The following is an 11,768-nucleotide window of genomic DNA, read 5'->3' on the forward strand; positions in this document are numbered from 1 at the left end:
GCTGAGGTTGAACCCGGCCTCGGGCAGGAAGAGGCGGGTGGCGAGAATCGTCTGGACGAGTTCTGCGTCGCCGAGGGGGTGGGCGATCTGGAACCGGGGCGGGGTGTGGCGCAGCCGGGGGAAGGACACGCCGACGGCGCTGGTCCAGCAGGCCTTTTGCAGGTGGCGCGCGTGGAGGGCGGTCCAGAAGGCCTCGGCGGGCCATTCGCCCAGTCCGAGGAGCGCGCCGACGGTGATGCGGCGCGCGCCCGCGCGTCCGGCGCGCTCGAGGGAGTCGAGCCGGTATTCGTAGTTCCTTTTCTGCCCGAGGAGATGCACCCGGGCGTACAGGCCGCGGTCGTAGGTTTCCTGGTAGAGCGTGACGCCCTCGAGCCCGCTTTCGACCAGGAGCGCGTAGTCGGGCTGGTCCATGGCGTAGATCTCGACGGACACGCCGGCGAAGTGGCGGCGGGCGACGGCGCAGGCCTCCGCGATTTTGGCGGGCGGCACGATGTGGGGCGCCTCGCCCGTGAGCAGGAGCACGTTGCGGTAACCCATGGCCGCCAAAGCGCGGCATTCGGCGTCCGTCTCCTCCGGCGTCAGGGTGGTGCGCTTCTCGTGGGAGTGCGACCGGGCGGCGTAGCCGCAGTAGACGCAGTCGGCGGAGCAGAGGTTGGAGAGGTAGATGGGGGCGTAGAGCGAGATGGTGCGCCCGAAATGCCACCGGGTGAGGCGGTGCGCCTCGCGGGCCATGGGCTCCAGATAGGGGAGGGCGGCGGGGGAGAGGAGGGCGGCCAGGTCGCGGGGCGTGCGTGTCTCGCGGCCCAGGGCGGCCTCCACATCGCGGGCGGACGCGCCGTCCACGAGGTCGCGGACGCGCTCCTTCGGCCAGGCGGCCATTTCCTGCACAAAACTCATGGGAACCTTTCGGCGCGGGGCAAACCGCTTCCGGACAGGGCCGCCGGGACGGCGGCGTCCCAGTGCGGGGGCATCGTCATCTCCGTCACCCCCGTCACCCCCGCGAAAGCGGGGGCCCATTTTTCTGCATGCACCGTACCCCGTTGACCCAAGATGGATTCCCGCTTTCGCGGGAATGACGGTCGTGTCGGGCGACTCGACAACACCCCCGGAAAACTGTTCCTGCTAGTGGTCATTGGTCAAGGTGCCGGATGCAGGAAGCCGGTGAGGGGGGACGACGCCTCGGCACCGGCGCGCTCCGGGCCGAGGCCCGCGCGCCAGGCCATGCGGCCCGCCTCCACGGCCAGGGCGAAGGCCCGCGCCATGGCGGCGTGGTCCGACGCGTCGGAGAGGGCGGTGTTCACCAGCACGGCGTCGGCGCCCATCTCCATGGCCTCCGCGGCGTGGGACGGCGCCCCGAGCCCGGCGTCCACCACCACGGGGACATTGGACTGTTCAATGATGATGCGGATCATGTCGCGGGTGCGGATGCCCCGGTTGCTGCCGATGGGCGCGCCGAGCGGCATGACGGTGGCGGTGCCCAGCTCCTCCAGCCGCTTCGCCAGCATGGGGTCCGCCTGGATGTAGGGCAGCACGGTGAACCCGTCCTTCACGAGGATTTCGGCGGCCTTCAGGGTCTCCACGGGGTCCGGCAGGAGAAAGCGCGGCTCGGGGGTCAGCTCCAGCTTGATCCACGGCGGCATGCCGCCGGCCCGGGCCATGCGCGCCAGCCGCACCGCCTCCTCCGCCGTGCGCGCGCCGCTGGTGTTCGGCAGGATGAGCTGCTTTTCCGGGTCAATGGCCGAGAGGATGCCCTCGGCCTCCGGCGAGCCCAGGTCCACGCGCCGCAGGGCGACGGTCACGATGTCCGCGCCGCTGGCCGCGATGGCCGCGCGCAGGGCGGCGGCGGCGGGGAACTTGCCCGTGCCGATCATCAGCCGGGAGGAGAAGCGCCGCCCGGCGATGACCAGGGCGTCGTTTTGGGTGTCAGGATTCATGGGGTTTTCCGTCTGTTGGGGGCGCGGGGGAACCGCGCGCCGCCCGCGCCCGAAATTCCGGACGCGGACGGCGCATTATAGCCCTCTCTTCCGGCCCATTCCCAGCGGCGGGCCGCAGTGCGCCTACTCGGCGTGGACGAGGGCGTCCGCAGGCACGCCGGTGTGCTTGATTCCCGGCCCGGACCAGAAGAGGCTGAGGGTCTCCTCGCCGCCGCTCTCGAAATACTCGACGACAACGGGGTGCAGCCCCTTTTCCAGGGCGGCGAAGGCCGTCTTCGTCTCCGCCTTGTGCAGGCCGCCGTTGTCGATGAGCAGTTCGCCGCCGAGGTACAGGCGGCTGCCGTCGTTCGACCGGAGGGCCAGCGAATAGAGCCCGTTCTCCGGCGCCTTCAGATACCCCTCAAATCGCAGGGCAAAGCCGTCCTTGGTCGGCGATTTCGACAGGTCCACACGGCTGGAGACGCCCGTGGTGTCGGGCTTCAGCGTGGAGAAGTCGGGGAGGTCGTTCAGGGTCCTGTTGTAATACGCCCATTTCAACCCCGGCGCGGTCTTTGCCGCCGGCGCCGCCTTCCGCAGCTCGTAGACCTTCTCGCCGGAGAACGAGTCGAGGATCATCTTTTTGTACTCGCCCAGGGCGCCGCCGCCCTCGCGGATCGCCACCAGTCCGTTGCGCTCGGCCACGGAGAAAAAGCGGTCCACGCGGGCTTTGAACTCCGGCCGCATGGTGACCGCGTTCTTCTTGTGGTCGAAGGCGTAGGCGTCCGTGGCCCGGGCGCGCATGCGCTCGATGATTGCGAAATCCGTGCTCAGCCGCGCGATCCTGACCCGCTCCAGCGCCTCCGGCTGATCCGCCACGGCCTCCTCCGCCATGTCCATCAGCTCGTCCGCCCGCGCCAGCAGGTCGTCCGTGAGCCACTTGACGTCCGGCCCGATCCAGATGCCCATGTTGGTCTTCGGGTCTGCGACCGCCTCATGGATCAGGTCGAGGTAGAGCCGCAGGGGGGCGGCGGCGTCGCCGTAAACCCCCAGCAGGAATTCGTTCACCGCCTTGTCCGTGTCGTAGTCGGGGTTCCAGAGGAGCTTCGCGCCCACATAGCCGCTCAGGGCGGAGAACTCGCCGTGCGGCGTTGTGTACACGTCCTGCTCGAAGATGCCGCGCACGTTGTTGGCGATCATGTAGCGGATGTTCGGGCCGCGCACTTTCAGGTTGGGGAAGGGCGTCAGGTAGTTGGAGAACGACGTGTCGTAGTTCCACACCCACAGGCGGTTCGCGACCTTCGCCCATTCATTAAGGTCGTCGGCGAAGGCGGCGTTCTCCTTCGTGGCGCGCTCGTCGAAGGGGTGGGAGAAGTCGCACTCTATGCTGCACAGGCGGATGATCACGTTCGGCTCCGGCCGCATGGTCTTCGGGGGCTTGCGCGTGTACTGGTAGGCCAGCGTGTCCACCGCCTTGTCCGGGAACTCGTCGCGCACGGCCCGCGCCACGCTGTTCACCAGCTGGAGCACCGGGGCGATCTGGGACCCCTCCGCCTCGGCCAGGGCGGTGCACTTGCCGCACTGGCAGAAGTTGTACCAGTCGTTCTGCGAGACGCTGAACACCGTGGCGCCGGGGTTCGCGCGCATCCAGCCCCGCACCCCCTCCGTCACGATGCGGACCACGTCCTCGTTGGTGCAGCAGAGCTGCGTGCGCTCCTTTTTTCGCGCGCCGTCAATGAGGGAGAAATACTCGGGGTGCTCGTCGAAGTACTTCTCCGGCGGTACCAGCTGGTCGAAGGTGTGCACGAAACCGTGGTAGACAACCTTGCCGCCGTGCTTCTCCTCCAGCCGGGCGGTGTTGCCGTTGGCGCGGTTGCGGGCGGCCCAGTCGCCGTCGAAGCACTCGTACACGAAGGGCTCGCGGTACTCCAGCACCGGGATGCGGACCTCGTCCAGCTTGGAGACCGCCAGCGTCTCCGCGCGGGGGATGTGGCTGACCTCCGGGGTGAACCAGCGGCAGCCCAGGTGGTCCTCCAGCAGGCCGTACACGCCGTACAGCGTGCCGCGCGGCTCGCCGCCCGCGATGACCAGGTGCTTCCCCGTGGTCATCAGCACATAGCCCTCGTTCCCCAGGGCGGGGAAGTCAATGGAGACGCCGAGGCGCTCCAGCCGGGCGCTGCGGCCCAGAACGATCTCCGACGCGCGCTGCGGCGCCGTGTCCGGGATCACCTCAAAGGCCGCCCCGGTCATCTCGCCGAGGAAACGCTGAAGCTCCTCCGCCGCGTACCGCGTGCTCGGCGGCGCGTCGGCGGGCACCACGATGGCCGTCTTCGCCGCGCCGTTCTCGGCCAGGGTGACGGCGGGGACGGGGGCCGGCTTGTCCGGCCCCGGCAGCATCATTTGCGGCATGGAGAGGGTCTCGCATCCCGTGAGCAGCGCCGCAAGCGGCAGGGCGGCGGCCAGGCAGGCCGCAAAGGTGCGCGTGAGGGTTCGCATGTCCAGGATCCTCCATTGTTCGGCGGACGCGCCGCCGTGCATCCCCGCATACTACCAAAAACAGGGGGGCGGCGCGAACGGAGAGGACGCCGGGGAAGCTGCGGGCCCGGGCGCGATCCGGGGAGAAGCCGAATCATCGGTCCGATCCGACCGATCCGACGGATCAGTCCGATCGGACTTCCCCAGCCGGTCCGGCCTGTCCGACGCTTTCCCCCGCCTACAGCCCCTCCTCGATGATCCGGCGCTCCAGCGCCGTGATGCGGTCGCGGTAGACCGCCGCCTGCTCGAAGTCCATCTTGTCCGCCGCCTGCCTCATCTTCTTCCGCAGGAGGCCGATGGTCTTGCGCAGGTCCTCCGAGGGCAGATACAGGTCGGGCTCCTCGGCGGCGCGCGGCACGGTGACATAGTCGCGCTCGTGGATGGAGCCGAGGAGGTCGGGGATGGCCTTCTCAATGGAGCGCGGGGTGATGCCGTGCTTCTTGTTGTAGGCGATTTGCTTCTTCCGGCGGCGGGCCATTTCGCCCATGGCGCGCTCCATGGAGCCCGTGACGGTGTCGGCGTACATGATGACGCGGCCGCGGACGTTGCGCGCGGCGCGGCCGCAGGTCTGGATCAGGCTCGTGCGCGAGCGCAGGTACCCCTCCTTGTCCGCGTCGAGGATGGCCACCAGCGACACCTCCGGCAGGTCGAGCCCCTCGCGCAGGAGGTTGATGCCGACCAGCACGTCGTAGGCGCCCTGGCGCAGGTCGCGCACCAGCTCGATGCGCTCCAGGGTCTCCGTGTCCGCGTGCATGTAGCGCACGCGCACCCCCAGCTCGTGGTAGTACTCCGTCAGGTCCTCCGCCATCCGCTTCGTCAGTGTGGTGACCAGCACGCGCTCGCCCTTGTCCGCCCGCGCGCGGATTTCCGCCAGCAGGTCGTCCACCTGCCCCTTCGCGGGGCGCACCTCGACCTCCGGGTCCGTGAGGCCCGTCGGCCGCACCACCTGCTCCACCACCTCGCCGCCCGCCTCCCGCAGCTCGTAGTCCGCCGGGGTCGCGCTCACATAGATGACCTGGCCGACGCGCCCCTCGAACTCCTCAAAGGTGAGGGGGCGGTTGTCCCGCGCGCAGGGCAGGCGGAACCCGTACTCCACCAGCTTGTCCTTGCGCGAGCGGTCACCCTTGAACATGGCGCCCACCTGCGGAATGCTCATGTGGCTCTCGTCCACCACGAGCAGGAAGTCGTCGGGGAAGTAGCTGATGAGGGTGTGGGGCGGCACGCCCGGCGCGCGGCCGTCCAGATGGCGCGAGTAGTTCTCAATGCCCGAGCAGTATCCCGTCTCCAGCAGCATCTCCAGGTCATAGCGCGTGCGCTGCTCCAGCCGCTGGGCGTAGAGCTCCTGGCCCGCCCCGCGCAGTTCCCGCAGCCGCTCCTCCAGCTCCGCGCGGATGGTCTCCGCCGCCGCCTCCATGGTGGCCCGGGTGGCCGCGTAATGGGAGCCCGGAAACACCGCCGTCCGGCGGAGCTTCCGCAGGACCACGCCCCGCAGCGGGTCCACCTCCGAGAGCGCCTCGATCCCGTCGCCGAAGAACTCCACGCGCACCGCCCGGTCTGTCTCGTAGGCCGGGAACACGTCCACGACGTCGCCGCGCACGCGGAAGGTGCCGCGGTGGAAGTCCACGTCGTTGCGCTGGTACTGCATCTCCACGAGCCCCGCCACCAGGGCGTCGCGGGACAGCGCGTCGCCCGGGGCCAGTTCCACGCTCAGCTGCCGGTAGGTCTCGGGCGCGCCGATGCCGTAGATGCAGGACACGCTGGCCACGACGATGACGTCGCGCCGCGTGAGGACGGCCCGCGTGGCGGCGTGGCGCATCTTGTCAATCTCGTCGTTGATCGCCGAGTCCTTCTCGATATACGTGTCCGTGGTGGGGATGTAGGCCTCGGGCTGGTAGTAGTCGTAGTAGCTGACGAAATACTCGACCGCATTGTCCGGGAAGAGGGCCTTGAACTCCCCATAGAGCTGCGCGGCCAGGATTTTGTTGTGCGCCAGCACCAGCGCGGGCCGCTGGATCCGCTCGATGACGTTCGCGATGGTGAAGGTCTTGCCGGAGCCGGTGACGCCGAGCAGCACCTGCGCGGCGCGCCCCTCGCCCAGCCCGCGCACCAGCGCCTCGATGGCCTCCGGCTGGTCCCCCGCGGGCGCGTAGCCCGACGCGATCCGGAAGGGCTCCCCGTCCATGCCGCTCACCCGCCCAGGGTCCCGGACCGGCCCGGTCCGGCGGGCAGTGCCCTCACCTCCACCTGCCGCGCGTCAAAGACACCCGGCACGGTCAGGGCGGTCTGGAGCACCCGCGTGATGGTCTTGTCGTCCGGCGTCTCGAAGGAGAACACGAAGTCGCTGCGGTCCTCCGTCTGCATGGCGAAGTGCGCCCCCGTGATGTCTATGTTCATGGGGCGCAGCACGTTGGTGATGTCCGCCAGCAGGTTGGGCCGACGGCGCGTCACGAGGCACAGCGTCGCCACAAAGGCGCTGTCGCCCTCCCACGCCGCGTCCACGACCCGTTTGGGGTCCTGCGCGGTCCGCAGAAAACTGCGGCAGTCCACCCGGTGCACCGAGATGCCCGGGTTCCGCGTGACATAGCCCGCAATGCGGTGCCCCGGCATGGGGTTGCAGCATTTCGCGAACTGCACCGCCATCCCCTTGTGCCCCTCGATGCGGATCAGCTTGTGCCGCGTGGCGTCGTCCACCTCGCGCACCGTCTCCGGCCGCACGGGGACGCGTCCGGGATGGTGCGCCGTCCGCAGGCGTGCCTCCGGTTTCTTTGCCTCCTCGATGGGGGGCAGCTCGCCCAGCTCGCGCAGCCGCTGGCGGATGCGCGTGCGCGCGCGCCCCGTGATCACCAGGTCCAGCCAGTCGCGGTGCGGCTCCTGGTTCTTCGACGTCAGGATCTCCACCACGTCGCCGTTCTGCAGGTTGTAGCGCAGCGACACCATCTTCTCGTTCACCCGCGCGCCCAGGCAGTGGTGGCCGACATGGGAGTGGACGTGGTAGGCCAGGTCGAGGGGCGTGGCCCCCTCCGGCAGCTCGATCACGTCGCCCTTGGGCGTGTAGACGTACACATACGAGCGCGGGTTGATCTCCTGCCGCATGCTGTCCATCAGCCCGTCGCCGATGTCCTCGTCCTTCAGCCAGTCGTGCAGGCGGCGCAGCCAGATCAGCCGCGCGTCCAGCGCGTCGTCGCGGCCGCCCTCCTTGTACACCCAGTGCGCCGCCACCCCCTCGCGGGCGACCCGGTCCATCGCCTCCGACCGGATCTGCACCTCCATCGGGCGGCCGTTCTCCCGCACCACCGTCGTGTGGATGGCCTGGTACATGTTCTCCTTCGGCACCGCCACATAGTCCTTCACCCGGTCCGGCAGGGGCGGCCACAGGGAGTGGACCACGCCCAGGGCGCTGTAGCACGCCCCCTCCGACTGCGTGATGATGCGCACCCCGAGCACGTCGTAGACCTGCGAGAAGTCCTTGTTCTGGCTCTTGATCTTCTCGTGGATGCTGAACAGGTGCTTGGGCCGCCCGATGACCCGCGCGGGGATGTCCACCTCCGCCAGCTTCCTGTCCAGAAGCGCGATGGTCTGCCGCAGGTAGATCTCCCGCTCCCGGCGCTTCATGGAGACCGCCTTCGCCACCTCCTTGTACGACTCCGGGTCCAGGACGTGGAACGCGTGGTCCTCCAGCTCCCACCGCCACTCCGAGATGCCGAGCCGGTGCGCCAGGGGCGCGTAGATGTCCATGGTTTCCCGCGCGATGGAGACCCGCTTCTCCTCCGGCAGGAACTCCAGCGTCCGCATGTTGTGCAGCCGGTCCGCCAGCTTGATCAGGAGCACCCGGAGATCCTGCGTCGTGGCCACCAGCAGTTTCCGGATGTTCTGCGCCTGGCGGTTTTCGAGGGCCTCGGAGTCCTCCCGGAAATTCAGCCGCGTGATCTTCGTCACCCCCTCCACCACCCGGGCCACCGCCTCGCCGAACTCCGCCTCCACCGCCGCCCGCGGGGTCTTCGTGTCCTCCAGCAGGTCGTGCAGCAGCGCCGCCGCGCAGGTCACCGGGTCCAGCCCCATCTCCGCAAGGATCAGCGCCACGTTCACCGGGTGCGTGATGTAGGCCTCCCCCGAGGCGCGCTGCTGCCCCAGATGCCCGTCCGCGGACATCCGGTAGGCCTTGCGCACCACCTCCAGATCGGCGTCCGGAAAGGTGCGCTTAAGCCGCTTGATTAGCCTCGCGTATAGACTGCGCCCCGGCATGGATTCCGCCTTGTTTCGGGGCCGGTCGGCCCCTGTGACCGCCTTATCTTACCACTGAAACACCCCCCGGCCCCAACCGTATTCGCGGGAGGGGGGACATGGACAATATGGACGATATGGACGGCATGGACAAAACCCACGTCCGCCGCCAAGGGTCGTTCTGTCCACGCTGTCCATATCGTCCATATTGTCCATACCGTCCATCTGGCACTCCTGCCCGCCCCTTCCATTTTCCCCCGCGCTTGGGTAAAATCGGTTCCATGAACACAACAACCTTCTTCATCCCGACCCGGGTGGCCTACTGTGCCGGGGCCTTCGCCCAGTTGGGTGCCTTGTGCGCGCCCCTGGGAACCCGGCCTTTCGTTGTCACGGGACGCCGTTCGGCGCGCGAAAGCGGCCTGCTGGACCGCGTGCTGGCCGTGTTTCCGGAGGCCGTGGTGTTTGACGAGGTGGAGGAGAACCCCGGCGTTGCCGTGTGCGCGCGCGGCGGCGAGCACTGCCGGGCGGCGGGCTGCGACTTTGTGCTGGCCCTGGGCGGCGGCAGCCCCATGGACGCGGCGAAGGCCGTTGCGGTGCTCGCCCGTCAGGACGCGCCGGGGTCGGCGCTTTTCTCCGCCCCGGCGGGGGAGGCGGACGTGCTGCCCCTGGCCGCCGTGGCCACCACCTCCGGCACGGGCAGCGAGGTCACGCCGTACAGCGTGCTGCTGGACCCGGACACGGGCATGAAGCGCACCCTGCGCGGGCCGGGGCTGTTCCCCCGCGTGGCCGTGGTGGACCCCGAACTGACGGTGTCCATGCCCGCCGCCGTGACCGCGGCCACAGGGCTCGACGCACTTAGCCAGGCGATGGAGGGCATGGTCTCCCGAACTGCGACCCCGGTCGGCGACGCGCTGGCGCTGGAGGCCTGCACCCTTGCCCGCCGCTGGCTCCCCGTGGCGGTGCGCGAGCCGGAAAACCTGGAGGCGCGCTCCGGCATGTCCCTGGCCGCCCTGCTCTCCGGCATGGTCATCGCCCACAGCGGCACCACCGTGGTCCACGGCATGGGCTACTACTACACCCTGGAGTTCGGCCTCGCCCACGGGCTCGCCAACGCCCTCCTGTTCCCCCCGGTCTTCGCGTTCAACGCGTTCGCCGTGCCGGAGCGGGTCGGCCGCATTGCCGTCGCTCTGGGCCTCTGCGCCGTACCGCCGCCGGACCCCGGAGCACTCGCGCGGCTGGTCTACGATGGCCTGACGGGCATCCTGCGCGATGCGGGCGTCGCTCCCCACGCCGCTGCCCACGGTGTCTCCGAGGTTGATGCCATCCGCTTTGCAAAAGACATCGCCAAGGACCCCTACCGGTTCCGCAACCAGCCTGGAACCCTCGATGGGAAAACCCTTTGCGCCCTGTTCCTCTCCTCCGTCCGGGGGGAATTCCCCTGCCTGTGAAATAAGCCTCTACTGGGAATGGTTCCTAAAAGCGAACCAAGCGCCGGCGGATCGGTCAAGGCAACCGCCGGACACACCACAGGAGACACGGAACATGAGCATACAGAAGGGTTTGATGATGACCGCGCTGGCGGCTGGGCTGCTGCTGGCGGCACCGGGCGGGGTCAGGGCGCAGGACGCCGCGTCCGCGGGCGCGCTGACCACCCACACGCTTCCCGAACTTCCCTACGCCTATGACGCGCTGGAACCGCACATTGACGCCAAAACGATGGAACTGCACCACAGCAAGCATCATGCGGCGTACGTGAAGGGGCTCAACGAGGCGGAGGCGGCCCAGGCGAAAGCCCGGGCGGCGAACGACTACGCCATGGTCCAGTACTGGAGCAAGCGGGCCGCCTTTAACGGCGGCGGCCACTTCCTGCACAGCATGTTCTGGACCGTGATGGCCCCCGCGGGCAAGGGCGGCGGGGGCGTTCCCGAGGGCGCGCTGATGGACCGCATCACCCGCGACTTCGGGTCTTTCGAGGCGTTCAAGGCGCAGTTCAGCGCCGCGGCCGCCGCCGTCGAGGGCAGCGGCTGGGCGCTGCTGGTGTACCGTCCGGCTGACGACCGGCTGGTCATCCTCCAGGCCGAAAACCAGCACAAGCTCACCGACTGGGCGGGCACGCCGGTCCTCGGGCTCGACGTCTGGGAGCACGCCTACTACCTCAACTACCAGAACCGCCGCGCCGACTACATCGCCGCCTGGTGGAACGTGGTAAACTGGGGACAGGTACAGAAGAACATTGACAACCTCCGGAGGTGACCCAGGGTTGTTGACGTGAGGCAGGCGGGGAGTCCGCGCAGATGGCGGGCTCCCCGCCAATGTTTTTTGGGGCAACGGGGGGCAGGGGGGCGTCTTCTAGGAGGGATAGACCCGGATGCCGACGCGGCGTATGTGGTCCAGCAGCGGGGCGGACTGGAGGGCTGCCAGCGCCTTGACGTCGAACCGGTAGGGGAGGGGAAGCTCCTCCAGTTCGGCCGCCACGGCCTCCGCCCTCAGGGGATCGTCAACCCCCTCCAGGGCCAGGTCAATGTCCGACGCGGGGGAGGCGGTGCCTTTGGCCCGTGAGCCGAACAGGATAGCGCCCGTTATGTCAGGATACGCCGCAAGCACGCCCCGGATCAGGCCCCATTCGGCCTCCGTCAGCCCGGTTCCGTTCATGACTCCCCGCTCCGGGCAAGCAGCCAGCCGTGGAGCTCCTCCATGGCGGGCCGGTACCGCTCCTTGACGGCGGCGAGGGCTTTCTCGAAGGCCGCGGCGTCATAGGTGTGCGACAGGACATTCCGGTGGTCGAGCATGTCCACCCACACCTGGCCGTCGGCGAGAATATGGGCGGCGAAGGCCTCCTTGACCACATTGCGCGGGGTGACGGGGCTGATAACGGCCCCCTGGTGCTGGAGATAGTCCTTGAGTGTCTTCCAGGCCAGTTCAACGGCGAACTCAAACCGCTGAACGGTTCCCTCCTTTTCCAGCTGGGACAGTGTCTCCAGTCCCCGGTCGAAAGGTTCCCGCAACAGCGCCATGGCGCGGTCAAAATTCTGAAAACGCTGTTTCCAGCGGATGTCTGGGATCATGACCGTTCTCCTGTGGAGACCATGATAGGCTATCCCG

At 68.7% G+C, this 11,768-nt stretch carries 9 protein-coding genes; 2 read left to right on the top strand and 7 right to left on the bottom strand.

What is annotated here, in order from left to right:
- The 5 genes from GXY15_01095 to GXY15_01115 form a co-directional block, all read right to left on the bottom strand.
- Positions 1 to 897 (bottom strand): radical SAM protein (locus GXY15_01095; GenBank protein NLV39813.1); only part of this gene is annotated, 897 nt, incomplete at its 3' end.
- 239 nt (positions 898 to 1,136) lie between these two features.
- Positions 1,137 to 1,934, bottom strand: a complete 798-nt coding sequence (locus GXY15_01100) for a thiazole synthase (protein ID NLV39814.1) — start codon at positions 1,932 to 1,934, stop codon at positions 1,137 to 1,139.
- A gap of 123 nt (positions 1,935 to 2,057) precedes the next feature.
- Positions 2,058 to 4,406, bottom strand: a complete 2,349-nt coding sequence (locus GXY15_01105; protein NLV39815.1) for a DUF4838 domain-containing protein — start codon at positions 4,404 to 4,406, stop codon at positions 2,058 to 2,060.
- 217 nt (positions 4,407 to 4,623) lie between these two features.
- A complete protein-coding gene (gene uvrB / locus GXY15_01110; protein NLV39816.1) occupies positions 4,624 to 6,627 on the bottom strand; it encodes an excinuclease ABC subunit UvrB in 2,004 nt (667 codons plus the stop codon).
- A gap of 5 nt (positions 6,628 to 6,632) precedes the next feature.
- The gene (locus GXY15_01115; protein ID NLV39817.1) at positions 6,633 to 8,687 is read right to left on the bottom strand and encodes a bifunctional (p)ppGpp synthetase/guanosine-3',5'-bis(diphosphate) 3'-pyrophosphohydrolase; all 2,055 of its coding nucleotides are present in this window, start codon (positions 8,685 to 8,687) and stop codon (positions 6,633 to 6,635) included.
- Between the two features lie 260 nt (positions 8,688 to 8,947).
- On the opposite strand from GXY15_01115, the gene GXY15_01120 reads away from it, so the two are divergent.
- Together GXY15_01120 and GXY15_01125 are read left to right on the top strand one after the other, a co-directional pair.
- Entirely contained in the window at positions 8,948 to 10,114 is a 1,167-nt protein-coding gene (locus tag GXY15_01120) for an iron-containing alcohol dehydrogenase (GenBank protein NLV39818.1), read from the top strand.
- Positions 10,115 to 10,208: 94 nt separating this feature from the next.
- Positions 10,209 to 10,919: a superoxide dismutase gene (locus tag GXY15_01125; protein NLV39819.1), complete on the top strand. Its 711-nt coding sequence runs from the start codon at positions 10,209 to 10,211 to the stop codon at positions 10,917 to 10,919.
- Positions 10,920 to 11,015: 96 nt separating this feature from the next.
- Here the strand turns inward: GXY15_01125 and GXY15_01130 are convergent, their stop codons facing one another.
- Both GXY15_01130 and GXY15_01135 read right to left on the bottom strand, forming a co-directional pair.
- Positions 11,016 to 11,318, bottom strand: coding sequence for a nucleotidyltransferase domain-containing protein (locus GXY15_01130; protein ID NLV39820.1), 303 nt, complete (start codon positions 11,316 to 11,318; stop codon positions 11,016 to 11,018).
- Positions 11,315 to 11,731 carry a nucleotidyltransferase gene (locus tag GXY15_01135; GenBank protein NLV39821.1) on the bottom strand — a complete coding sequence of 139 codons (417 nt, stop codon included), beginning with the start codon at positions 11,729 to 11,731 and terminating at the stop codon, positions 11,315 to 11,317. The genes GXY15_01130 and GXY15_01135 overlap by 4 nt, the downstream gene beginning before the upstream one ends.
- Positions 11,732 to 11,768 lie beyond the last annotated feature (37 nt).

The organism is Candidatus Hydrogenedentota bacterium (assembly GCA_012730045.1).
Classification (GTDB): Bacteria; Hydrogenedentota; Hydrogenedentia; order Hydrogenedentales; family CAITNO01; genus JAAYBR01.

What these genes read in the sequence shown, in the direction of transcription:
- GXY15_01100 (NLV39814.1), bottom strand. Translation starts at nt 1,934, where the DNA reads ATGAATCCTGACACCCAAAACGACGCCCTGGTCATCGCCGGGCGGCGC.
- GXY15_01105 (NLV39815.1), bottom strand. Translation starts at nt 4,406, where the DNA reads ATGCGAACCCTCACGCGCACCTTTGCGGCCTGCCTGGCCGCCGCCCTG.
- uvrB (NLV39816.1), bottom strand. Translation starts at nt 6,627, where the DNA reads ATGGACGGGGAGCCCTTCCGGATCGCGTCGGGCTACGCGCCCGCGGGG.
- GXY15_01115 (NLV39817.1), bottom strand. Translation starts at nt 8,687, where the DNA reads ATGCCGGGGCGCAGTCTATACGCGAGGCTAATCAAGCGGCTTAAGCGC.
- GXY15_01120 (NLV39818.1), top strand. Translation starts at nt 8,948, where the DNA reads ATGAACACAACAACCTTCTTCATCCCGACCCGGGTGGCCTACTGTGCC.
- GXY15_01125 (NLV39819.1), top strand. Translation starts at nt 10,209, where the DNA reads ATGAGCATACAGAAGGGTTTGATGATGACCGCGCTGGCGGCTGGGCTG.
- GXY15_01130 (NLV39820.1), bottom strand. Translation starts at nt 11,318, where the DNA reads ATGAACGGAACCGGGCTGACGGAGGCCGAATGGGGCCTGATCCGGGGC.
- GXY15_01135 (NLV39821.1), bottom strand. Translation starts at nt 11,731, where the DNA reads ATGATCCCAGACATCCGCTGGAAACAGCGTTTTCAGAATTTTGACCGC.